This window comes from Segatella copri (assembly GCF_009495355.1).
Lineage (GTDB): Bacteria > Bacteroidota > Bacteroidia > Bacteroidales > Bacteroidaceae > Prevotella.
In genome coordinates this window covers 108,900-134,040 of the sequence record NZ_VZAD01000072.1, presented here as the reverse complement: position 1 = coordinate 134,040, position 25,141 = coordinate 108,900, and the positions used below count along the sequence as shown (strand labels likewise).

Sequence of the window (25,141 nt, the reverse complement as noted above, 5' to 3'; positions counted from 1 at the left end):
AATATTTGTGAGACTACCAACTTTTTTATGAACTATTCTTATCCCGAACTGGGGTATATTCTTCTATGTTTTGATTTCCGCATGCAAATATAATTATTTGTTTTAAATTATGCAAACTGCATAATCTAAATTACATAATCTTAACAAGTAGAAAGAGAATTGCCTATGACTTCTTGTACATGGAGTATAGCTTTCACCTGCTATACGGAAAAGGCAGAGAGACAGGATTAGCTGAACGGCAGGAATGCCTGCTTGCTTCTCCAAGGACATTCTACAGAACAGGTGACCAAGCCCAAACCAGGTAAAAAGTGACATTAAATTCGTTCTCAATGAACTTTTAACACTTAATATGTGAACAACTCAGAAAAATTGCTTAATTTTGCATCTATAACAATTACTCTTTAAATTGTTGTTTAGCGATTACAAAGATCGCAACTTTTTATTGAGAAACTGTTGTTTTTTACCCTATATTTTTTGGGGGAACTTTTATTCATGATTTTAAACTTAAAAAAATATGAAAAAAAATATTTTGGTATTTCTCTGTTTATGCAGCACGTTTACATATGCCCAAAAGCCTGTTCTGAAAGCTGGCTCTCTAATTTCCATTGAGAACAAAAAGGAAATCCGTGCCAAGAATGTAAATGTAGGAGATTTGGTGGCTTTTGATGTATCTCAAGATATAAAAGTCGGTGATAGCATTGTAATATCAAAAGGGGCAAAGGCATACGCAAAAGTACTCGTTGCAAAGAAATCTGGTATTGCAGGAACAAAGGGTAAATTAAAAGTTGAATGGTTGTATTGTGTTGCGAACAATAATACAAAAGTTCCACTTGAAGGAGAAATTGATTTTAGCAGAAAAAATCATACGTCAGGTGCTGTCGTTGCTGGTACCATTGTTGCAGCTCCGCTAATATTCTTAACGGGACAACATGCTGCCATTCCCGCAGGATATACAAACGTAACAACAGTGAAAATAGATACCGAATTATAAAAGAACTGAGTTCACTTGAAAAAATCGCAAATCATATTTTTTATAAACTTTATGGAGATATGCTAAAACCTGTAGCAAGCCATTGCTTGTCGTACTAAAAAGTACACACCTTTCCATCGACACTCAATGCCAAAGTGCCGATCGTCTCTTGATGATACTTAACTATCAAAGATTTTATTCTTTTCATAGCCGATGTGCCTTTTTCTTGTTAGCATTCCGCTTGATCTGTTGCAGTTCCTCCATCGTCGAATACTTAGGTTGCGAGAAGACATGCCTTATCTCTGACGTATATTCCAAAGCCATGGCGATACCTATCAAGTTTTTGAGCGAAATCAAACCCTTCTGTTCAAAACGCGTGATATTGCTGACAGCCACACCCGACTTATCCGCCACTTGTTCACGTGTCATATTTTTCTCTATCCTTCGTCTTCTAAAGTCATTCGCCATCTCCTTGGCAATCTCATCGGGATTGTCATGGAGATAGTTATCCTATATTGCTAATATATTATTTGTTTCTTGCATAAACCGATAGATAATAACAAGATATTATCAGTTGCAAAGATAGTATTTTCTGATAAAAAGTAATACTATCTTTAAGAAACTTTTAGAAAAAATCAAGTTTCGCACATCAGTTACATTTTCAGCCACAACCCCATCAATTGATCATCTATATAATAAGTAGCTTGCGAGGTAGAAACCAAGTGATATTCCAACAGTTTTTTGATGGCGCTCTGTACACTACTTGCTGAACGAAGATTATACTTTTTAACGAAAGCAGCAGAAGTAATTTGGTTTGATATATTATATTATGAGAACTGAAATGAAAGCATCAAGCGAGTGTTTGTACCCAACCGATGTATTCTTGATTAGTTGTGGAATGGGATTAATCTTCAACATTGATAAACAACCAATTCTCTTGGGAGATTGATGATTTTCAACCTCTCAAACCACAGTTTCATAGAACTTCCCTGATGCCGTTTCACATGACTGTTGATGATATAATAGTCTGCCTGATACTCATCCATCATATCAGAAAACGCAGCCTTGATACGTGAGCACTTCTCATTTATCGCATTATCAAGCGGATTCACCAGACGGTTCACTGTTTCGGTAATCTTATCCATATCTATTCTATTTCCTATCTTTTGATAAAGTTGAAGAAGTTCTTCCCGATAATCTACCAGATTCTTGAATTCAATACCTTCCGGATGGTTCAGGAAAAGCAGATAGAGTGCCTTATGGATAGGACTGAGCTGTACTTCTTTATTACCAAACTCAGGCAACAGGAAGCGATAATCCGCCGTTATGACCAAAGGACTGAGGGTAGCCCTTGCTGCCTCAATACGAAGCTGTTCCAATACAGGCACACTGATAGCTTTCAGCAAAAGGTCAGTTCTTCCTTCTGCCAAAAGTTGGGAGGAAAGCGCTTGTATGATAGCAGCTTTCTCCTCAGCATCCATATTTCTCAGCTCTTCTTGCATACAGGATGCAAAAGTACAAAAAGAATAAGAAAAAACGTTTGCCAGCATCGAAGAATCTTCTTTTGCAAGCCTTGCGTTTCTTTTATTATTGTATAATTACTCCTTTTTTATTATCTTTGTGCCCAAAATAGAAATATAGATAAGATGACAGAAGATTGGACTCCTATAGATTTCGGACAGACAGAAGACACCACCAAGAATATCATCAAGGTGATAGGTGTGGGTGGTGGCGGATGTAATGCCGTTAAGAATATGTACTCAGAAGGTATTGTAAATGTGAGCTTTGCCGTTTGCAATACGGATAGCCAGTCGCTATCCAAATCACCTGTGCCCGTTAAGATCATGCTTGGAAAGAGCGGCTTGGGAGCAGGTGCGAACCCTGAAGTTGGACGAAGCGAAGCGCAGAACACCCAGGAAGACATCAAGCGACTGCTGGATGACGGAACTAAGATGGCATTCGTTACAGCCGGCATGGGTGGCGGTACCGGAACAGGAGCAGCCCCCGTCATCGCAGGCATCGCCAAAAGCATGGGCATCCTGACGGTGGGCATCATCACCATCCCATTTTATTTTGAAAAGAGAAAGAAAATTGTGAAGGCCCTGCAGGGGGTAGAAGAGATGCGCAAGAATGTAGATGCCCTGCTCATTGTCAACAACGAGCGACTTTGCGATGTATATGCCGATTCAGAAATTACCGTAAAGGATGCCTTCAAACTGGCAGACAAGGTGCTGAGCGATGCCACCAAGAGCATCTCTGAACTGATAACCGTAGAGGGAACTATCAATCTCGACTTCCGTGACATCGAGACCACCATCAAGAGCGGCGGCGGTGCCATCATGGCTATGGGCAGAGCCAGCGGAGAAGGCAGAGTTCAGAATGCCATCCTCAACGCTTTGGATTCCCCATTGCTCTACGGCAGCGACATCAGCAATGCCCAGCGCATCCTCTTCAACATCTATACCTCCAGCAAGCACCCTATCTTCGTTAGGGAAATGCGAGAGATAGATGCCTTCTTCGATGAATTGAATCCAGACATTAAGGTTATCTGGGGCCTTTCAGATGATGACAGTCTGGATGAGGATGCCAAAGTCACCATCCTGGCAACAGGTCTCAACAACGAGCTGTCAGACGAAATTCAGGACAATCCTGTCACTAACACCAAGGATGAAGATGATTACCAGAGAATTATCGACAAACTTTATCATCCGATACGTGACAATTTCCAATTTCAAAAGAAGAAAGATTCCCCAAAAGAAGAGATTCCAACAAATCCATCAACCAATGAATCCACAAACATCCCTGATGAGCCAGCCCCACTCATCCCTGAAGCTCCGATAGAAGAATCTCCAGTCATAGAAGAAGAGCCCATAGAGCCTGTCGTCCAGCAAGAGCCACCAACCTTGGCGAAGAGGATAAGAGACAGACTGAAGAAAATTGCCGAAGATTTAGACATCATCACGGAAGATGAATAGCCTTTGCTGATGCAAAAAAATCCTGTTGGCTGTAATGCCGGCAGGATTCTGCGTTTTATCAATCTCAAGATGTCATTTATTCTATCACCCAACCCTCTATGCTTCGCTGGTCTTCAGAGAAGTTAATACCCACTTTCACAACCTTCCGCTCATCATCGGCAAAAGCCTTGGCATAGTCCTTTCCGCTGATTTGCGCCATAGCGGTATCAGCAGACTTCTCATATTTCAACTCAAAGATAAAGATACTCTTATCTGTCTTGAGCACAAGGTCTATTCTTCCATCCGAAGTGGTATGCTCCACCTTCACATCTTCACCAAGCATGGTGAAGATGGTGAACATCACGGCTTGATAATGACGCTCATTATTGTTGATAATCGTATATGGGAACTTATCGTAGAAGGCCTTCAAGTGAGGCATAAAGGCTCCCATATCGTCATTGATGAGCACATTCTTGGAATAGGCATACACAATAGCATCATATCTGTTCATGTCTTGCGCAGTATAATACCTGACGAGACTTTTCGAGAAGCCTTGTCTTACTTCTTGATTTGGGAAACAGAGATGATACAATTTTCCTCTTCGCTCATATCCTTTAATGGTAAGGTAGCCACTCTGGAAAAGAACAGGAATCGGGTCTGTAAGCTTTTCTGTAGGGGTATCAAAACGATCATCATTAATCCATAAATCGTCCAGATTGAGCATATCCAAATTCTTCTGCTGCAACAACTCTACCAGGAACGTAGGCGTACCAGATGTAAACCAATAGCTATTAAACTCCTTATCGTCCAAAGCATTGATAATACTATAAGGATTGAAGATATCCTCACTATTGATACTGAAATGGTAGCCATCATAATGCTGCCTGAGTTGTCGCAAGGTCTCCTCATAAGTGAGTCCATTATGCTCTGCCATCTCCTCGATACCCTCACGGAAATACTGAGTCAATTCACTCTTGGTAATACCACAACAGCTACTGTATTCATCCTTCAACGTGAGAATCTTGAGATTGTTCAACTCGCTAAAGATGCTGAGCTGACTAAACTTGGAGATGCCTGTGATGAATACAAAGCGAATGTTTCCCTCTTGTTGCTTCAAGGGGCTGAAGAAATCTCGCATGATGTTGCGGATGGCCTTCTGCAACTCTTCGTCACTGACAGAATCATGTATCGGGGCATCATATTCGTCGATGAGAACAACAACTTGCTTACCTGTTTGAGCCGTGGCAGCCAGCAAGATGTTCTTAAGACGACCTCCAAAAGACTTCTCATTTATTGAATTAACCTTTAAACCATATTTTTTCTCTTCTATTTCCAGTATTCCGTTTAGAATTGAATATGTATTCTCCAAACTATAATATTTACCACAACTCAGATCCAGGTGGATGACAGGATATGCCGTCCACTCCTTCTCCATCTGTTCGATGGCAAGTCCCTTGAACAGTTCTTTCTTACCCTCGAAGTAAGCCTGGAGGGTAGAAACAAACAAGGATTTTCCGAATCGACGTGGGCGACTCAGAAAATGAAACTTGGCATAATGAGCCAACTGATAGACTATAGCCGTCTTATCAGCATAGAAGTAATTCCCCTTCACGATTTCGGAGAACGTTTGTATTCCCAAAGGATATCTCTTTGAAGCCATAATCTTAATCTTTATAATCCCGGCACAAAGATACAGATAATATTTCAGAAAGCAAGTGTTTTTCTGATTATTAACAAAATACTCCTTACTTTGTAACTACTCATCTTTATGCTTGATAAATAGCCCTTTAGTAAAATTCAGAGACTCTTGAAAACTGAGTAGTTACTGAAATAAACATTTAAAACAAGCTTTACTTTTTTAAGTGGGCTCAGTTGATTAAACTCATATAGCACATGACGTAGATAATCGTCAAGCACATGATTGTAAATATAGTAAGCCAAGTCCTCGGGCATTTCCATGCCTTTGGTTGCTATAGCAATACCGCCAGCCATGCAAGCCATTGTATCGGCATCACCACCAAGAGAAATGGCATTACGAATTGCCGCAGTATAAGAATTAGCCTCTAGATAAGAGACATAAGTCGAAGTACATGCTTTTCACAGGATTAAACTCATAAGCTGCTCCAAAGCAATCACCTGCTATTGCTCCTATAATGCCTGTTGTAGGAAAAGACGGTTTCGCCTTTACCTCTTGCGCCTCATCTTGATTTCTCATTCTATGACGAAGTACATTCCATGAATCTAATATTTTCTTTAGTCTCCTCATAAGTATAAAATATTTATTCCACATTAGTCCGCATAGCCAGCATAACAGCCTCCCCTACTAAGGCAAAGTTGGCAAGAAGATAATGATTCTTTGTAAAGCCGTAGAAAGTAGAGCCAGCAATCTCTGCAGTCTTCAAAAGGTTTCTTCTTACATCAAAATCTCCAAAGTAAGTAGCACTTCCTACCATAAACGCTGTACCTGAAGGACTTAGATTTGCAATAATCGGACCTGCATCGGCATCCATACCAAAAAGAAAAAATCTATCATGATATTCCTTTAGGCCAGAAATTGGACTACTTTGATAAAAATAATGTTTCAATCGCTCGTATTGCTCTTTTGCAAAAGACTTATCTATAAGCGAAAGATAATAACAATTCAATGCCGAATAAGACCCTTTCACCGGCATATCACCAATCTGATGTGCTCCCGTATTGTCCAAAAAAGAAACCAATAAACCTGTCTTTGCATCCAACCAATCAGTTTTTGCTTTCTCTATCCACCTATTCACAGTATCTTGATACCTCCCATCATTCAACTCTGCATAATGAGACAAAGCTACCACGGCCACCAACATATCAGGAACATAAATCGGTTCATTAGGATAAGTAGGAAGATTCAAAGCCTCAGCATCAAGCATTCTTCGATTAAGCGTACAACAGATTTTCCCATATAAATCATCATACTTATTGTCTCCACCTAATTCTTTATATTCTCCCATCATCCAAGCAAGAATACTCAAATAAGAAACATGGCTATGATCACCATCAAGGCTCTCAAGTGCATCTTCCCCCCACCATCTTTTTCTATCATACTCACGTATCTCTGAAGACATAACTATCCCTATGAGTTTATCAACATACCCCAACGACACCTCCTTTTGTCTCGGGTAAATCTTAGCTATATTTGTCAATGCTGCTGCAAACATAGAACAAGAGTACATTGCCCATTCTCCTTGGAACTGCGCACTCATTCCACCTGGCATCTCCTCCATTACTATTTGCGGCGTTGTCACCAGTTTTCCTATCAAATAGTTGCGCCTACGCAAAATATCATTTTTCTCTCCATCAAACGTCCCAACACCGTGCATGCCAATAGATACAGATACTATTTTTCCCACTATCAATGCTAACACAAAAATTACAAGAGTTACTTTCTTGTGCAGCCGAATACAGGTTATCAATTCTATTACAGTCATAACTCCTCATCTTTTTTATAATCTTCAAACGACATTTCCTTGACGAGGTTTCCTTTTTCATCATAAACAGAAACGACAGAATATCTGCCAGGCTCGCCATTAGTATGATGTCTGAAAGATAAGCAAATAGGTAGACCTTCCTCTGATGTAAAACCGAAGCAGCCACGATTAGATGGCAATAATATAGCTTTTCTCGCATCCACATTTACTAAAAATGTATAGGTTACCTCCATCTTGTCTATTGTTCCATTTACAACTACCACATCAGGATTTTGAGGGACAAGCATGGCTTCACTTGCCACAAAAACAGAATCTAGCCCTATCGTTACACCATGTTTTTTATCAGGATTATACCATAACAAATCTGCCATAGGATGCGCCGTAACTATTTCTTGAATAGCATTCTGCTTCTTATAATACTTCCAAATGCTAACTACGTCACCGCCATAAATGCCATCTCCCCCATCAACGCTTCTCAACAAGATAGCATCAACATCCTCATCTGTTACAACAGTATTATTTGGCAGATGAAAATGTTTGATGATTTGTGCTATCATCGTTTGCGAATACTTTCCATCTTCATTATTTTCAAATTTCAAAATGACATGATCTTGAGCAAGAGCAACTTGTTTTGTCCTCTTTTCTCCACAACTGATAGAAAGAAAGCATAGCTGTAGCAATACAACTATCCAATATTTACACTCTTTCATTTTCTAACTTACGAGAGTTTAAATGACACAAAAGAACTTCCTTTATATCATCGGCAACATTATTAGCCAACCTTTCAAAGACCTTTGGCCCAGAATCAGGCAAGCTATCTATTTCATTGACTTCTATAAGATTATAATGAGGAATTTCGGGATGGCTATAGTCATAGCGATATCCTCCAAATGTCAGAAACTCTGCATTCGGAATACCAATATCCTTCATACGATTGATTACATTAGTGCCAGCCCCACCGACACCGATGCACAATATCTTTATATTTTCTGTATCATTTCCCATATTATAGTAGCATTATTAATATCGATTGCAAAATTAAACAAAAAATCGATAAGTTGTATCAGCAAGCCTTGTTTTTTCATTCGCAAGGCTTGCGAACGACTTTATCCCTTATTCCTCTTCTTCATCTTCATATACACTGTCTCCTATCAATATGATGAACAACAGGAAAAATGAGACTGCCGAAAATAATAATGCTATTAAGAGTACTACAGCAAAAGAAGAAAAAAGATCGATCTTTGTCATTAAATTGACAGCAAAAAGGAATGGGGCTACCGCATAAAACAATTTCTTTAGACATTGCTTAGTACTTAATCCCGCATCATGAAATCTACGTATCATAGAAGAAAGGTTAGCAGGAATAGAGGCTATAGTAATTCCTAAAAACACTCCAGACAGTACATCAAACTTTTCGGAGTTCCAAGTCCCCAATGCCCCCAATGCTATAAAAGTAATAGGGACCTGAACCAGCCAGAACCACCAATACTCACTCTTTGAAGCTCTTCCCTTAAAATCAAAAGACTTCATGTAACACATTTTAATTGAATTGAAAAATGTCATAACCGTATATTAAAAAATGTTTATATTATTTGAAATGATTGGAAAGTCGATTATCTAAAACGACTTCTTTTAAATAAGAAGATGGTATGTCAACATTGACTTGCTCTTTAGAAAGAGAACCAACATAACTAACTCTAAGGGACATATCCAAAGGAACAAGAAGTGAAGCTAACTTTATCAACTCACCTTCTGTCTTGAGATCTTTTTCTACATTATTTTTAAATTCATTCTTATTTTTATCAACTTCTTTCATATCATACATTTTTTCATCTATGGTATAAAACATAACAAACAGTTTTCCCTTTATATCCACATCTGAAAAAATTAGTCCATCGTCAACTTTATTTGGAAGACTTCCCTTGATACTATTCAAATACAAATCCAATTGTTCTCTTTGAGTAGAAGACGTTTTAGATGCATTTTTAATTTCCTCAGGTGTTGCTACTAACACTATTTCCCTATGTGACTGAATTCCTTTGATTATCGTTTTTGCAGAATATCCCTTATTTGCAAAATCAGCATAGCTACAGGACTTAAAAGGAGAACTTTTTGCGATATTTGCCATCATCAAACGCTTTTTCAAGTCTTTATTCTGCAAAAAATCTTCAAATGGATATTTAGTTTCATCTATTTCCATTGTACTTACCACAGCAGAATCCTTTAGTTCCAGACTTTTCATCACAACTCCATCAGATATTTCTAAAGGAAGCTGTTCATTCACGCCCTTTACTGCCAACTCCAACTCAGGGTCATTTAAAGGAGGAAGTTTAGACACATAAGCATCATTAATCCTCGTAATAATCAAAATTACTAATCCAAACACAATAAGAAGCAAACAAAATATGACCCATTCTAATACAAAACCGAGTAAAATCAATATCCGTCTCATAACTTGCTATTTATTCTGTTCAATCATTGTCCAAAGTCGTCATCATCCCTTGGGTCGAAAGGACCACCAATGCCAGAAAAATCTTCTGAAGGCATAATAAGAGGAGCATCAGGCTCTGTGTTTGTCAAATAACGTGAACTATGTGAGCCGAAATGCAACAATACAAATATAATAGCTGCCAATACTACAGATAACAATGCCACAAGTATAATATTATGAACCTTGCCTTTTCTCTTTGAATGACTTGCATTCGAATTGGCATTATGTATTTCTCCTTGTATAATTGCTATATCCTTTTGAGTATTAACATCTAAGAATTGATAATTTATCATATTTGATTTACGATAAGCATCAAATTCTTTATCATATTCAGGCTTTAATCGATTAGTTGAACTCAATACACGATAAGCCTCCTGTATATTACGCTTATAAACTTCACTGTACAATTTAGCGTCTGTTCTTGAGTTATATTTAGCCATTGCTTTATTAAAAGCAATGTCAATATCCATCTCAGAAGCATCCCTATTTATATCCAGTAGTAAATAATAATCTTTGAACACTCCTAATTCTTCAACCTCATTAGAATTATTACCATTCGTATCTTCATGAGTCCACTTTGAGAAAATACGTACTTCCATCAATATGACTGACAGAATAGCAACTGGCAATATATACCCCAAGACACAAATTCCAAATGGTAAGTTACCCAATATAAAAAACGGATATAGCAAAAAGACTACAACGCTTTTATATTCCGCATCAGTTATATGCCTTTTGATTAGATAAAATTTTAGCCATTTGGGAATCAAATAATCAAACTCATTTTCAGCTTTCGCCTTATTTACAACATACATATTAGTGAATATATTCATCCCCACTGCGCATAAGAACAGCAAGAATATATTCCACCAATAACTATCTTGACGAAGTTCACCTGTAAAAATAGGGTAAACATCCGCAAAAACACAAATAATATTCACAAGCCACATGACACGTGCATAACGAATCAAATATTTAGCTTGCTTTGGGAAGACAGTTTCTCTATTTCGTAAAACAATTTTTGGTATCAATAAACAGATAAGTCCAAATACCACAAACGCGATGCTGCCCAATATGGTCAATAGTAATCTCATACTAACCATATCATTGTAATCTTGAAGATAGAAAGTTGTAAAAGTTTCCATTATTGCATTAGCTTTTTCTATCAATTCATACGGACTATGCACATCCAATACATAAGCCTTTCTATTTGCAAAATATACAATACGTATTACTGAAATTCCTTTTTCGTCTTTAGACTGAAAAACAACCGCATCTTTATTTTTAGGAAGAACTGACATATAAAATGTAGCCCAATTTGCATTTCTTTTGCATTTCACTTGATTTGGTGAGAATTTCCAGTTTTTATATGAAGTTAATTGTTTTGCAAACTGTTTAGTACGAATTGAATAAATACTATCAGAAGCAATTGATGAAATCGAGTCTGACAAGTCTAAAACAGAAAAAGTATATGTATATTCATAAGGTATTGTGGTATAGCGACTATCCCAATATGGCTCATTGACATATTTCACCTTTTCAACTTCCTCATATTCGATACGTCCCCAAAAATCTCTTATAATCTCTCCACTCAAATATCTCTGAGGAACTTTTTCTGTATAATAAACAGCTCTACTTCCCATTGCCAAATAAGGTTTCCAATACCCATATATTCCCTCTCCTTTTCCATTAAAAGAAGAAACAAACTTTCCCTCTGGTATTGGTCCAATTTCTTTCAGTTGCTCAGAATTATCCTTAGTTTCTTTCTTGTCAAAATAATGCGAGCTCTTCAACACAGAAAATTGTTCTTTGTCAAAATTAACAAAAAACTTCTCATTATGTTCCTTTAATGTCAACTCCACCTTCAAGGTCGGTACAATATTGGATACATAGATTATGGATATTATTGCAATTAGCAAACAAATCACACAAGCAAGAGTATATTTATTCTTATTTAAACTTTTCATGTTATTTTTCTTGATTAGTTAGTAAAACTGTTATAATTAACCCTATAGCTATTATAATATCTACAAAATTCCACACACACCTTCCCAAAGCTAATTTAACAAAGGGCTGAAACAATATAGCCAATGCCCCACTTGCTACAGCAAATTCCTTTTTATTGTTTTGATAATAAGAATACGCCATATAACCAAACACGACAGTTGACATATACCTTATTAATATGTAAAAACCATAAGGCATATCTAGTAAACACAATAACAATAATACCGCTAGGATTATCTTCAAATACTTCATTAGATACTCCCTTTTCTTGGCCTTTCAGTCCTATTAGGTCTTTTTGTTAAACAGAGAAGCGTGAACTGCAATGCCCACATCTCAATACCGGAGGCCCTAGGAAAGCCCATACTCATAGATGCAACAATAGCAGCCCACGCTATGCGTGAGAACCACTATGCTATCTTAGAGTATGTCGGGAAATTTCCTAGGTTTCCAGTACTTCGATAAGCATAACGCTTCTTAAATCTCAAAAATCAGTGGAAAGGGAATGCACCCTATCCGACTTGCAAAGATATTAAATATCTAAAGTTTTCCACCCCAATTAATGGGGTAGGAATAACAGTTTCTCAATAAAAAGTTGTATCTTTGTAATCGCTAAACAACAATAAAACAACGATTAAAAGAGTAACTGTTATGGATGCAAAATTAAGCAATTTTTCTGAGTTGTCCAACATATTAAGTGTTAAAAGTTCATTGAGAACGAATTTAATGTCGCTTTTTGGTTTGGGCTTGGCCATCTGTTCTGCAGAATGTCCTTGGAGAAGCAAGCAGGGAACCTTCCGTTCAGTTAATCCTGTCTCTCTGTCTTTTCCGTATAACAGGTGAAAGCATACACTCCATGTACATTTTGGCTCAGGAGAGATTGTCAGTGGTTTAACAGTCTCTCTGGAGCATAAGACTTTGGAGTACTTATAGTACAGATAGAGTAAAATAGCCAAAATACCACTATTGGTACAATCGGACTAATATAATAAAGCCAAGTGACCTTTAATTTCTCTGAAAATCGAAACATGATTCTCAACAAAGGGTATAAGTAAATTGGATATAGCCATATCGTGATAAGCATGCCATAACAGGAAACTTTGTCTATATCAGAACGGATAGGGGCATCAAAGAAGAATATAGAAACATAGCATCCCAAGGGCCATAATATCAGCGAAAATGCCATAAGTATAAAGAACACCTTCTGTAAAATAGTGGGTGTTCCTCCTAATATGCGAGCTATTAGCCCTTTATTTTGTTCTTGTTTTATTTCTTCTTTATTCATATTAAGCATCTTGGCTCGTTATTCTCGATTATCTTTCAATCCCTTTTCCAATTCCTCAATAGTCGGCATGGAAGACTTGAAGTCTTTCGGGAAGAGCTTTGACAGTTGATATTCTGATATACCCATTGGTTCTTTGTATGAATCCAAGGCGTATTTTGCCACCACATTGTCTTTGTCCTTGCAGATGAGCAAACCGATGGTAGGGTTGTCGATGTCGGTCTTGAACTGATGGTTGATGGCTGACACATAGAAACTTAGTTGCCCCAAGAATGATGGATGGAACGACTGGGCTTTTAGCTCAATGACCACATAGGCATGGAGGTGGGCATTATAAAACAGCAAGTCTGGGAAGAACTCCTGCTGACCTACCTCCAAACGAAACTGTCTGCCCATATAAGAGAATCCCTTTCCTAGCTCCAAAAGAAAACGTGTTACATTGTTCACCAATTCTTCCTCAATGTCATGCTCGTCATATTTCTCCCTTAAGTTAAGGAAGTCCAACTGATAAGGGTCTTTGGTTATCTGTTGCGCCAAGTCGCTTTGTACAGCAGGAAGCGTAGCCTGGAAGTTGGTGATAGCCTTGCCGTCACGCTCATAAAGGTCTGTGTCAAGCCAGTTGAGCAGAACGTCACGCCCCCAATTGTTCTCCCAAGTCTTTCTTACAAAGAACAAAGCCTTATCCATATTGCCCTTGCACTTATCTATGATACGACGATGGTGGTCCCAAGGAATAAGAAAAAGCAATTTGAAATCCTCCGCAGTTTGCGGACGATTTTTACTTTGTGCTACAACTCGCTGAATATCTGCAATATACAAGTCCTCTATAAAATTGTCCGCAAGCTGCGGACAATTTGCCTGTAATGGTGCATAGAGCTTATAAAAGTAGCTCATATACTTCAAGTTAGTTGGTGAGAATCCCTTCACCCCTGGCATTTCGTTCTTCAAATCCTGACTGAGATTTTTGTAAAATCCAGAGCCATAAGTATTAGTATATTGCTTAGCTTCAATGTCTCGTCCCAACTTCCAATAGAAGTCCAACAAGTAGCCATTGGTGGCACATGACGCTTTGAGGCGATGGCTGTAGAATCGTTCCTTGAGTTCCACAAGCCAGTCCTTGTAGTCGCAATCATCATGAAGGACTACTGCTAAGTCTATATTTTTCTTTGCCATAATTCTAAAACCATTTAATGCTACAAATATAAAATTTTATCGTGATAATCGGTTAAAAATAAATGATTTTTTGAGATTAGTGGCATCTATTTAGACAAATTAAAATTTGTGGTTTAACAATCTCTCTGAAGCCTAAGACTTTGGGTTATCTTTAGGTTAAGTAATGTGGAAAACTTGGAACTTATCAACAAAATAACTATCTTTGCACATGAGAACGGAACCCAGCGAAAATTGGGTAAGAGAATATAATCTTTAAAACACAAGAAGAGTTATGGCTGACATAAAATTACTCTTGGTAGAAGACGACGAAAACCTCGCCTATATGGAGAAAAGCTGCTTCGAAAATATCATCGAAGGATATGAGGTGAAGACTGCCGTCAATGGCAGGCAAGGACTGGAGGAATGGAAAACCTTTCAGCCCGATGTCATCGTTTCGGATATAGACATGCCTATCATGGACGGTCTGGAGATGGTGAGGAAAATACGTGAGGTAGATGGCGATACCATCATCCTCTTTACCACTGGCCTTACATCGCCCAAAGACCTGAAGGCAGGCTATGCTGCCGGAGCCAACAACTATGTGAAGAAGCCTTTCATACCCGAAGAGCTGGATGCACACATACAGAGCCTGATGCGACTGAAGGAAGGCAAACGCAGCAAGAACAACAGCCAGCTCGTAAAACTGGGCAAATATATCCTTGATGCCAACCATGCCACGCTGAAAAACCAGGAGGACCACAGCGAGAAGATGCTTACGGCACGTGAGGCAAAGATTTTGGAACTCTTGGCGGTAAACAAGAACGAAGTGGTGCGCCGTGACGCTGTACTGAGTCGTTTCTGGGACGTGGAAGACAAAGACTATTTTGCATCGAGAAGCCTTGATGTTTTCATCAAGAAAATTCGTACTGCCATCGAAGACGAGCCAAGTGTAGAGTTAAGGACTATCCGGGGCGTAGGCTTCAAACTCATTGTAGAATAACTGCAAGCTCGTTGTCGAAGCATCGGTATGAAGACCTTTGCATAAAAACATTATTCAGAGAAAGAAAACAACAATAAAAATAAAGCATTATGTTTAAGTCGATACTTTACTATATATTAATGATAGCGGAATTCTGTAGCACCATGTTTGTTGGTGGTATAGTGATAGGCATCTACCTTGCTGTCTCAGGAAAACTGGAAGAGGTAAATGCCAACGACCAGGCTTCCTTACTCAAGGCAGGAACTCCCATTATTTATGTTTTCTGCATTCTTGCTATACTTATATTATGGTTCACCTTCAGCAAGGCAAAGTTTTCCAAGTTTACGCTGGGCAGAGTGAATCCAACCTACAAGTGGAAGGCTATGTTCTGGTACACCCTTCCCCTGTTTGGAATTACCTTGATGTTTATCGCCCTCTTCAATTTGTTGGACATCAAAATATACAACAAGGAAATCATGCCTCTTGACTATATAGGAATGCTTCCGATGATTCTTATCAGCTCTTTTATCTCAGCCTATATTATCTTCGGCGCGATATACGAAGAACTGATCAAATGCGGCAAGAAGACATGGGTTTCTTACCTTACCATTCTTGTATTCAGCATCATACCATTCATTGCCACAACCCCGGGCCAGTCGTTGACATGGATTATCATGATGATGATATGGAGCATCGTGCAGACATCGCTCCTCTTTTATATCTACAAAACCACAAGGAGCACCATCGTGACATTTGTGGCCTGTATCATCTGTAATCTGATTCCTACCGATATTTCCAGTATTCCTCTGTGTACTGCCATGGGATGCTTTGGATCCACATTGACAGCAAGCAGCATCAGCAATTATTTAGTAGCAAAGAAGGAAGGCAGAGAAACCGAATACCTCTTGGATGAATAAAGAAGAAAGGAGAAGATGATATGAATGCCAACCGCACCAAGATACTCAGCACCACTGCCCTGATAGCCATTCTCCTTATCCAAATGTTCTGGATGTGGAACACCTATAACATCAACGCGCGACAATTAGGAAAGGAATGTAATGAGATATTGGAGAAAGCCATCGCCTTAGAGTTGGATAAAACAAATAGGTGCGATTCTTTTTTTGAGTCGGGAGATACCATTGCTTCCAGTAATATTTATAATCCTACACTATCCCTTTATGATGCCATCTACAAAAAATCGCATCAAGATGCCAACACCGATATCTTGACAAATATTGCAGACTCTATTTTCAAAGCAGAGAAGTTGCCTTTCCGCGCTGCCATCAACAAGGTGAACATGAAAACAGGAAAGGTGATGGAAGGCAAAAATATCAACAGCAATATCTTCCCCTTCCTGGAGGAAGTGAAAACCAACATTCAGCCTGTAAGACTGGACAACAGCGTAGGCTTCCAGATGACCATCACCAACGGAAGTATCTACATCTTCAGACATAACTGGGTGCTGCTCCTCATCTCTATCCTTATTTCCATCGTCATCATCCTGAGTATTATCGACCAGATAAACTATATCAACGAGCAGGAACGTGTTCGCCTCCTGCGCGAGGATTTTTCGTATGCCATGGTTCACGACATGAAGTCGCCCCTCACCTCTATCATCATGGGTACGAAATACCTGCACAGCGGTGTGCTGGAGAAGAAGCCAGAAATCAAGGAGAAATATTTCACCATCGTAGAAGACGAGGCACAGCATCTCTTAGCACTCATCAACCGACTGCTCACCATCTCGAAACTGGAACATGGCAAGTTGAATATTCAGAAGACTGTAGTAAATCTGGAGCCCATGATAGAGGATGTGACCGAGAAATACAAAGCCAAGTCGGCCAAGCCCATTCATATAGCCACCCAGCTGAAGGTAACGACTGTGGCTGCAGACGAGGAATATCTGAAGGAAGCTATCAGCAACCTGATAGACAACGCCACCAAATACTCGAAAGAAAAGATCAACATCCGCATTTCTACCCTCGAGGACAACCACTATATATATATTAAGGTGTACGACGAGGGAATAGGCATATCGAAGAGCGAACAGAAATCGGTATTCAATCGCTTTGAGCGTGCTGCCGAACACGAGAAAAATGGCAACAAGACCCGAAAAGGATTTGGCATAGGCCTGAACTATGTGTTCCAGGTCATCCATGCCCATGGCGGAAAGATAAGTCTGAAGAGCGAGAAAGACAAGTGGACGGAGTTTACCATCGCCCTGCCTAAAGTTTCAGACAAGCAATAAGATGGAGAAAAAACAAGTTACAGGGACACAACTCATCAACAGAGTGGCACGCCAGGCATAATCAGAAAAACGTTAACTTAAAGATAACCATCTGATAACACAACATTTACAGCAATAGCCGTATCTTTGCATCGTAAACAATAAAGAAAAGAAACGATACAACTATGGCTAAATCATTCGTCATCATACTCTTTACGATACTCTTTGGCTTGAACCATGTATCGGAAAAGCAGTACAACCATACAAATGATAGAAATCAAATAATAGAAATCTCTCTTAAAAGGTCAAGCTCAAGCTGTGAAGCTGTTGAGCTTGACCTGTCTTGTTTGTCACTTTACTCTGGAAGTGATGGGATTTCTTGTTCCTTTCATACCAACGAGGAAAGCCTTGGCGCTGCCAAACTTCAAGAACATGTCAAGACGTACTGGCACGTGGTTCTCGTCATCGGTCACATAGAAATCGACTATTCTCTTGTACTTGCCGTCTTCTAACTCCATGTAAGCCAAGCGCAGACAGCGATACTTCAAACCATTGTCGGCCTTGATGGTTTCCTTGCCCAAAAACTTGATCTGGGCAGGTGTACGGCCGTTTCCATCCACAATAGGGAACTTCACCACATAACCCTTCTTCCAGTTGGCAGGGTCGAAGCTGCGGGCACGCAGGAAGATGTTCATCATATCGAAAACGCAGTCTTCGTAAGCTGCATTTTTCCAGTGATGAGTACCATCATGGCGCTGACGATGCATACGAACATGACATTTTCCGTTGGCATAGCTGTAAAAATCCTCATCTACCGTATAGCGCTTGCCTTCACGGGCTCCCTTACGGAAATAGAGCGGAGCAAGGTCGGTGCTGCTATAACAAAGCAAGGTGTCGCGAAGTACAAAGAAATCGTCAACTCGCTTGTTGCCACGTGTCACCAACGAACCACGATAGGCGGGTTTGCCCTTATAGGTGGTCTGGATGGTTGACATACTGGCTGTACCAGCCTTAACCCATACAAACTTCCAGTTGTAGTAGAGGTTGTAGGCCAGGTACTCACCCGACTTGAATGCCGTGTTACGGAATGTACACTGGGCAGACACCGTAGTGCTGACCATAAACAGCAAGATAGCTGTCAGTACTGATTTTTTAAGAAATTTCATCATATCTCTTACATTTTAGGAACATACTGAATGCCTAATTTCTTAGCACGATCAGCGTTCTGATTTTTCACTTTTTTCTCCTTGTCTGGCTTCTGCTTGGTAATGACACCAGGCTTCTGTCGGTCGAGAGGCCGTTCCGTAGGGTTCCAACTCTCGGTAATGTCCCATTTGGCCTTGCACTCTATGACCTCAGGATAGTAATACACCTCTTCTGCCTGCTGGTCTTTATCGTAATCACCAGTATCCCATTTGCCATTATTGTTGCGGTCAACTATCAGGCGCAGATAATATTTCTCGGGCTTGAGATAATAGAACTCCGCCACTCCGTTGACAGCCTTGGTTTCCTTCACCACCTGGTCTTGCCCGTTGAGCAGTTGTACCAGCAGGTGCTCGTTTTCAAGACTTGTTATGTTGACCAGCAAGGTGCTGTATTCGTCGAGCGAAGAAACCTTGAAGCCTTGCTTTACAGGCTTGGAAGCCAGCCCGTAGATATCGACAAATGCAGCCGAATCTATCTCAAGACTGTATTCGATGTCGGGTCGCCACTCGCCCCGCAACTTATAGTTTCGGTTGCCCATATCGTCAAACTCGAAAGGAGCTCTGTACCACAATGTGTCGTGCTTGGCATAAAGATGAATGCCTGCCGTATCGACATGGGCAAGAGGTGTAGGGAACGAGAAACTGATGTTCTTGTCGGGATCCAGCTGTGAAGCCACTCCTATCTTCACCTCCAAAGGCTTGGGAGCCATGACCGAGTCGTAGGGTTCGCCTTTCTTCTTGCGCTTCTCCTGCTTCTTGGTCCATTCTTCCAACTCTTTGTTGAGTCGTTTCTGTCGTTTGGCATACGATTCCTTGGCGAGTACATCGAGGGTATCGGTACGTGAGACAAGCACACCTGTACTGTCGGTCATACGATAACTCAGTTCTATTTGCAGCGTATCCTGATTGACCAAGGCAGTATCGCGAAGCCAATAGGTAAGTGTGTCCTGCTGTAAAGAAGACTCGATAAGGAAGGCGTTTTCTGCATCAAAGTTCAATCCTCTGACCACAGGCATGATGGAATCGCCATAGCTGAAGAAGAGTGAGAAATTGTTGGCATCCTTGCGCTCAGCCTTGAGGAAGTAGCGGTCGGTAAGTGACTCTGTGAAAGCTCTCAACACAATATCATCAGGCAGGAAATGAGTATACGCCACCCGGTCGATAGACTTGATATGCAGAGAGTCGACCCACGTTGTATCCTGACGGGTATCAGGCTTGAAAGATGGCACGATGATGTCGTGAGAGAAGGCTATCTTCTCGCTCTTCTGACTGAACATATAGTTGCCATCCATATCCTGAAGAGCATAGATGCGGTAAGAGCCTGGTGCCACACCCTTGATAACGAAGCGGCCACGGCTGTCGGTACGGCTCACACGAAGCATGGGCTTGGTACGGAAAGCCGAATCGGCGGTGTCGCTGTACAGACCTACGAGAATGCCCTTGATGGGCTCCAAGTTTTCTGATTCGAGCACATAGCCCGACACCTCCATCGTATCTATCTTCTCGCCTGTGGAGAAACTGTAGGTATAGTTTCCCATAGGATTGTTCTCATTATTGTCGCTGATGGCATCAGAGAAATCTATCGTGTACGTGGTATTGGGCTTCAGCGAGTCGACCAGCGATACCTGAATCTTCTTGCCTGCCGTCTTGATTTCGGGCACTTCTATCTGAGGAGGCGACACGACGACTTTCTCTGTAGGATTGTCAATCTTGACATATTCATCGAAGTAAATGTTTATTTTCTTTGATGTCACATTCACTCCTTTGTCCTCAGGACTGGCACCTATCACCTTGGGCGGTGTCTCATCAAACCATCCTCCATCAGGCTGTCCCATCTTGGCACACGAAGCCAAAAGCAAAATGGCAAGGACATAGAAGGGCAAATACATAGCACTTGCCTTCTTATGCGTCTTAATCCATTTGTCTATCTTGTTTATCATCATTATTCTCGTGTATCTACCTTTTTGCGCATATTATAGTTTGTTGAGTTCGAGCATCTCGTCGATATTCTTTCGGCTGTTGCTCAGTCGGGGCACCTTGTGCTGTCCGCCCAACTTACCCTTGCTCTTGAGCCAGTCGTTGAAGAGGTTAGGACGGGCCTTCACTATCTCCAAATGCTGAAGTGTGACGTCGTGGAAACGCTTGGCCTCATAGTCGCTGTTGATTTCCTGCAGATGCTTGTCGAGCAAAGATGCAAACTCGTCAAGGCTTGCCGGCTCCTTGGAGAACTCGATGAGCCACTGGTGGCGACACTTGGCATTACTGTCCATAAAGACAGGAGCTGCTGTATATTCTGCCACCTGCGCTCCTGTTTTCTCGCAGGCATACTTCAATCCCTTTTCGGCATTGTCCATGATGAGTTCCTCACCAAAGGCATTGATAAAGTATTTGGTACGTCCGGTAATGACGAACTTGTATGGATTCTTGCTGGTAAACATGACTGTATCGCCGATGAGATAACGCCACAAACCACAAGAGGTAGTGATAACCATGGCGTAATTCTTTCCCACCTCGATGCCCTGAAGAGGAACCACCGTAGGATGATCGGTACCAAACTCGTCCATAGGTATAAACTCATAGAACACGTCATAATCGATCATGAGCGACATGGCCGGGTCGGATGGATCGTCCTGCAAGCCGAAGAATCCCTCGCTGGCATTATAGGTCTCCATATAGTTCATGCCTGGCGAAGTGATGAGTTGCTCGTATTGTTTGCGATAAGGAGTAAAGGCTATACCGCCATGGAAGAACACTTCCAGGTTGGGCCACACTTCCTCCAAATGTTTTTTACCCGTAAGTTCGAGAACACGTACCAGCACACTGAGCATCCAGCTGGGCACTCCCGAGATATTGGTCACATTCTTATTCATCGTCTCGCGGGCTATACGGTCGCGCTTTACCTCGAAGTCGCTCAATAAGGCTGTCTGCTTCTTGGGCACTCTCACAAAGTTGGCCAAAGGATTGATATTCTCGATGAGGATGGCACTCAAGTCGCCCACCAAACTGCCCGAGACATTATAGTTGGGCGAATGACTTCCACCAAGAATAAGGCTCTTTCCATCGAAGAGCTTGCTTTCGGGATGATTTCTCAGATAATAGGCCACCGCATCGAAGCCTCCTGCATAATGAATGCCATGCAATCCGTCGCGTGACACAGGAATGAACTTACTCTTGTCGTTGGTGGTTCCCGACGACTTGGCGTACCATTTCACAGTTCCTGGCCACAACACATTCTGCTCACCGTGGCGCATACGGTCGATGTCACCTTTCAGCTCCTCGTAGGTGTTGACAGGTATATTGTTGGCAAACTTCTCGTAAGAATCGGTATTGTTTAGTAGATGCTTAACGCCGTATTCTGTATTTTTTCCTTTCTCTAAAAGGTGCATGAGTACATTGTGCTGCAGATGTTCTGCATCATACAAGTACTTCTCCAACTCCTTTTGACGAGGTTTGAAGACGTTACTGACTATCTTTGTTAAACTCATAAGTGATATTAATATCTTTTAAGTTGCAAAATTAACCTAAACTTTTAATATACAGAAAGTTTTTACTATTTTTAATACAAATGGCAGTATATAGGCAAAAAAATACTCACTACAACCATTGCTGATAAGCGGGCAATGCCTGTAGTGAGTATATTTTGGATCATGACAAGTCGCCTGAAATCTACAACGATAATAGCCTTGCTATCCTCTTTTTATTTCTCTCCTTCTTCCTCAAAGGCAGCAGCTTCGGCAGCAGCAATGATGTCTTCCTTAGACATTTCCTTGGGAGTGGAAGAAATATCGCTCAGATCGAACTCCTCTTCTTCTTTCACTTCTACTTTAGGTTCTGTATCCTTCTGGGAAGTCTCTTCGTACACCTTTTCGCAGAAGACATCTACCTGTTTTTCTTCTGTTTCGGATTCTTTTGTGATGATGAAGTCACTCTTTACCTCAGTAACAGGCACACTCTGCACAGGTTCTTCCTCCATCTTGGTACGGTTGGACTTGGCAGCAAAGACGGCGTCAATGTACTGAGGTTTCTTACGAAGTTGTTCCAGAGTAAGCTTGGAGGCAATCTGCTGACTTTCCTTCTTGGAATAGCCCTTGCCTGTTCCGCCCTCTATACCTTCTATAACCACCTTGTAGGTGAATACAGGACTTCCGTTCTTGTCCTTTTCCTGTTCCACCTGTACGAAATCGAGCTTTACACGATTCTTCTGGCTCCACTCTATGAGTTTGCTCTTGAAGTTGACCTCCTTGTAAGCCACCTTGTCGATGTTGATCATTTGTGAGAGAATACGCTTCTGCATAAACTCCATGCAGACATTGTAACCTCTGTCCAAATAGACAGCTCCCACGAGAGCCTCAAAGGCGTTTCCTCCCATATAGCTATTGTGCGAATAGCTGTGGCCACTCGACAGAATGAGCTGATTGATGCCCATTTCCTGTGCCAGCTTGTTGAGCGTATCGCGCTGTACCAGCTTGCTTCGGGTATTAGTAAGAAATCCCTCACGCTTGCCGGGGAAATGCTTATATACGATGTCACCCACTACAGCATCAAGCACGGCATCACCGAGAAACTCCAGTCGCTCATTGTTCATGGGTTTTCCCTTTGCGTTGCGGTGCATGATGCTCTTGTGCATCAGCGCCATCTTGTAATAGCTAATTTCGTGTGGATAAAAACCTAAAATCTGATACAAAGAAAAATAAAGCTCTTTGTCCTTTCGGAAAGAGAGCTTTATTCTATCTATAAAATTATTCAGCATATTTCTTGAATACTACACAGCAGTTGTGACCACCGAAACCGAAGGTATTGCTCAATGCAGCACGAACCTCACGCTTCTGAGCTTTGTTGAAGGTGAAATTCAAGTTATAATCGAGCTCTTCGTCCTTATCATCTTCCTCATGGTTGATGGTAGGAGGTACGATGTCGTTCTTAACACTGAGTACGCAGACCATAGCCTCTACAGCACCAGCAGCACCCAACAAGTGACCAGTCATAGACTTGGTAGAACTGATGTTAAGCTTATAAGCTGACTCGCCGAAGACATTCTTGATAGCCTTAGCTTCTGAAATGTCACCTACGTGAGTAGATGTGCCATGAACATTGATGTAGTCAATATCCTCTGGCTTCAAGTTGGCATCCTCAAGGGCGCGCTCCATAACGAGTTTTGCACCGAGACCTTCAGGATGAGAAGCTGTGATGTGATAAGCATCGGCACTCTCGCCTTCGCCTACCATCTCTGCATAAATCTTCGCACCACGAGCCTTGGCGTGCTCCAGTTCCTCAAGAATCAAGCAACCGGCACCCTCGCCCATGATAAATCCGTCGCGGCTTGCGCTGAATGGACGTGAAGCATGCTCAGGGTCATCATTACGAGTAGACAAAGCATGCATAGCGTTGAATCCGCCTACACCACATTCGCAGATAGCAGCCTCGGCACCACCGCTGACGATGATGTTTGCCTTACCCAGACGAATCAGGTTGAAAGCATCTGCCAATGCGTTGCTTGAAGAAGCACATGCGGATGTAGTAGTGTAGTTAGGTCCGTGGAATCCGAAATGGATAGAAATCTGACCTGAAGCGATATCAGCGATCATCTTAGGAATGAAGAATGGATTGAACTTAGGACCATTCTCCTGATGGGTGCCAAAATAAGTCACCTCGTCCTGGAAAGTCTTGATACCACCGATACCTACACCATAAACAACGCCTACATTGTTTAAGTCTTCCTTCTCAAGATCGATACCGGCATCCTTTACACCCTGCATGGCAGAAATAAGAGCCAACTGAGTGTAACGGTCCAACTTGCGGGCTTCCTTACGGTCAATCCAATCGTTGATGTTCAGGTTCTTTACCTCGCAAGCAAACTTGGTCTTGAAAAGGGTTGTATCGAAATGAGTAATAGGAGCTGCGCCGCTCTTACCTGCAAGGAGGTTCTCCCAAGTTTCCTCAGGAGTATTACCTACTGGAGTTACGGCGCCGAGACCTGTTACTACAACTCTCTTTAATTCCATTTATAATAATTGAAGTTGCTAATTACTTGCTGTTCTCCTCGATGTAAGCGATAGCATCACCAACAGTTGCAATCTTCTCAGCCTTATCGTCTGGAATAGAAATGTTGAACTCCTTCTCGAATTCCATGATCAACTCTACTGTATCCAAAGAGTCAGCACCAAGGTCGTTTGTGAAACTTGCTTCTGGCTTAACCTCTGCCTCATCAACACCGAGTTTGTCTACGATAATAGCCTTTACTTTGCTTTCAATTTCTGACATAATTGTAACTTTTAAAATGTTTATAAATTAATTTCTAATTAAAAATCGGGTGCAAAGGAACACTTTTTTTTTCAAATAAACAAACATTTTATAGAAAAAAGTGCTAATTGATGCACAAACACCTATAAACTGTGCACCATTTTTGTGCTTTTTTG

At 41.0% G+C, this 25,141-nt stretch carries 23 protein-coding genes; 5 read left to right on the top strand and 18 right to left on the bottom strand.

Translation table 11 applies throughout. The features are described from left to right. Positions 1-514 precede the first annotated feature (514 nt). A complete protein-coding gene (locus tag F7D20_RS09915; protein WP_158463904.1) occupies positions 515-991 on the top strand; it encodes a hypothetical protein in 477 nt (158 codons plus the stop codon). A gap of 183 nt (positions 992-1,174) precedes the next feature. Here the strand turns inward: F7D20_RS09915 and F7D20_RS09910 are convergent, their stop codons facing one another. After that, positions 1,175-1,438, bottom strand: coding sequence for a helix-turn-helix domain-containing protein (locus F7D20_RS09910; RefSeq protein ID WP_228114165.1), 264 nt, complete (start codon positions 1,436-1,438; stop codon positions 1,175-1,177). A gap of 443 nt (positions 1,439-1,881) precedes the next feature. Then, positions 1,882-2,472 (bottom strand): hypothetical protein, encoded by a 591-nt coding sequence (locus F7D20_RS09905; RefSeq protein ID WP_158463903.1) that lies wholly within the window; start codon positions 2,470-2,472, stop codon positions 1,882-1,884. A gap of 144 nt (positions 2,473-2,616) precedes the next feature. Here F7D20_RS09905 and ftsZ point away from each other — a divergent pair, with 144 nt between their 5' ends. Further along, positions 2,617-3,945: a cell division protein FtsZ gene (gene ftsZ / locus F7D20_RS09900; RefSeq protein WP_158463902.1), complete on the top strand. Its 1,329-nt coding sequence runs from the start codon at positions 2,617-2,619 to the stop codon at positions 3,943-3,945. Between the two features lie 76 nt (positions 3,946-4,021). Here the strand turns inward: ftsZ and F7D20_RS09895 are convergent, their stop codons facing one another. The 10 genes from F7D20_RS09895 to F7D20_RS09850 form a co-directional block, all read right to left on the bottom strand. Next, positions 4,022-5,584, bottom strand: a complete 1,563-nt coding sequence (locus F7D20_RS09895) for an ATP-binding protein (RefSeq protein WP_158463901.1) — start codon at positions 5,582-5,584, stop codon at positions 4,022-4,024. 137 nt (positions 5,585-5,721) lie between these two features. Beyond that, entirely contained in the window at positions 5,722-5,952 is a 231-nt protein-coding gene (locus F7D20_RS13085) for a hypothetical protein (RefSeq protein WP_367383927.1), read from the bottom strand. Between the two features lie 251 nt (positions 5,953-6,203). Next, positions 6,204-7,385 (bottom strand): hypothetical protein, encoded by a 1,182-nt coding sequence (locus F7D20_RS09885; protein ID WP_158463900.1) that lies wholly within the window; start codon positions 7,383-7,385, stop codon positions 6,204-6,206. Beyond that, on the bottom strand, positions 7,382-8,095 hold the full coding sequence (locus tag F7D20_RS09880) for a hypothetical protein (RefSeq protein WP_158463899.1): 714 nt from the start codon (positions 8,093-8,095) through the stop codon (positions 7,382-7,384). The genes F7D20_RS09885 and F7D20_RS09880 overlap by 4 nt, the downstream gene beginning before the upstream one ends. After that, positions 8,082-8,390 (bottom strand): hypothetical protein, encoded by a 309-nt coding sequence (locus F7D20_RS09875; protein WP_158463898.1) that lies wholly within the window; start codon positions 8,388-8,390, stop codon positions 8,082-8,084. The genes F7D20_RS09880 and F7D20_RS09875 overlap by 14 nt, the downstream gene beginning before the upstream one ends. A gap of 108 nt (positions 8,391-8,498) precedes the next feature. Continuing rightward, positions 8,499-8,915: a DUF805 domain-containing protein gene (locus tag F7D20_RS09870; RefSeq protein ID WP_228114164.1), complete on the bottom strand. Its 417-nt coding sequence runs from the start codon at positions 8,913-8,915 to the stop codon at positions 8,499-8,501. A gap of 58 nt (positions 8,916-8,973) precedes the next feature. Continuing rightward, the gene (locus F7D20_RS09865; protein WP_158463896.1) at positions 8,974-9,837 is read right to left on the bottom strand and encodes a hypothetical protein; all 864 of its coding nucleotides are present in this window, start codon (positions 9,835-9,837) and stop codon (positions 8,974-8,976) included. Between the two features lie 23 nt (positions 9,838-9,860). After that, positions 9,861-11,843, bottom strand: coding sequence for a hypothetical protein (locus tag F7D20_RS09860; RefSeq protein ID WP_158463895.1), 1,983 nt, complete (start codon positions 11,841-11,843; stop codon positions 9,861-9,863). A gap of 1 nt (position 11,844) precedes the next feature. After that, positions 11,845-12,135 (bottom strand): DUF6804 family protein, encoded by a 291-nt coding sequence (locus tag F7D20_RS09855; RefSeq protein WP_158463894.1) that lies wholly within the window; start codon positions 12,133-12,135, stop codon positions 11,845-11,847. 1,048 nt (positions 12,136-13,183) lie between these two features. Then, entirely contained in the window at positions 13,184-14,335 is a 1,152-nt protein-coding gene (locus F7D20_RS09850; RefSeq protein ID WP_158463893.1) for a PDDEXK nuclease domain-containing protein, read from the bottom strand. A gap of 271 nt (positions 14,336-14,606) precedes the next feature. On the opposite strand from F7D20_RS09850, the gene F7D20_RS09845 reads away from it, so the two are divergent. The 3 genes from F7D20_RS09845 to F7D20_RS09835 all read left to right on the top strand — a co-directional run bounded on the left by F7D20_RS09845 (position 14,607) and on the right by F7D20_RS09835 (position 17,541). After that, positions 14,607-15,314 carry a response regulator transcription factor gene (locus F7D20_RS09845; protein ID WP_158463892.1) on the top strand — a complete coding sequence of 236 codons (708 nt, stop codon included), beginning with the start codon at positions 14,607-14,609 and terminating at the stop codon, positions 15,312-15,314. Positions 15,315-15,403: 89 nt separating this feature from the next. After that, on the top strand, positions 15,404-16,210 hold the full coding sequence (locus F7D20_RS09840; protein ID WP_158463891.1) for a hypothetical protein: 807 nt from the start codon (positions 15,404-15,406) through the stop codon (positions 16,208-16,210). 20 nt (positions 16,211-16,230) lie between these two features. Next, positions 16,231-17,541 (top strand): sensor histidine kinase, encoded by a 1,311-nt coding sequence (locus F7D20_RS09835; RefSeq protein ID WP_158463890.1) that lies wholly within the window; start codon positions 16,231-16,233, stop codon positions 17,539-17,541. Positions 17,542-17,870: 329 nt separating this feature from the next. Here F7D20_RS09835 and F7D20_RS09830 read toward each other — a convergent pair whose 3' ends face one another. The 6 genes from F7D20_RS09830 to F7D20_RS09805 form a co-directional block, all read right to left on the bottom strand. Further along, positions 17,871-18,686, bottom strand: coding sequence for a DUF3108 domain-containing protein (locus F7D20_RS09830; protein ID WP_158463910.1), 816 nt, complete (start codon positions 18,684-18,686; stop codon positions 17,871-17,873). An 8-nt stretch (positions 18,687-18,694) separates the two neighbouring features. Next, positions 18,695-20,668 (bottom strand): Ig-like domain-containing domain, encoded by a 1,974-nt coding sequence (locus F7D20_RS09825; RefSeq protein WP_437182667.1) that lies wholly within the window; start codon positions 20,666-20,668, stop codon positions 18,695-18,697. Positions 20,669-20,698: 30 nt separating this feature from the next. Further along, on the bottom strand, positions 20,699-22,210 hold the full coding sequence (locus F7D20_RS09820; RefSeq protein WP_158463889.1) for a GH3 auxin-responsive promoter family protein: 1,512 nt from the start codon (positions 22,208-22,210) through the stop codon (positions 20,699-20,701). A 212-nt stretch (positions 22,211-22,422) separates the two neighbouring features. Beyond that, the gene (gene rnc, locus F7D20_RS09815) at positions 22,423-23,475 is read right to left on the bottom strand and encodes a ribonuclease III (protein WP_158463888.1); all 1,053 of its coding nucleotides are present in this window, start codon (positions 23,473-23,475) and stop codon (positions 22,423-22,425) included. Further along, positions 23,465-24,727, bottom strand: a complete 1,263-nt coding sequence (gene fabF / locus F7D20_RS09810) for a beta-ketoacyl-ACP synthase II (protein WP_158463887.1) — start codon at positions 24,725-24,727, stop codon at positions 23,465-23,467. The genes rnc and fabF overlap by 11 nt, the downstream gene beginning before the upstream one ends. A 22-nt stretch (positions 24,728-24,749) precedes the next feature. Beyond that, positions 24,750-24,986, bottom strand: a complete 237-nt coding sequence (locus F7D20_RS09805) for an acyl carrier protein (RefSeq protein ID WP_022252037.1) — start codon at positions 24,984-24,986, stop codon at positions 24,750-24,752. Positions 24,987-25,141: the final 155 nt, after the last annotated feature.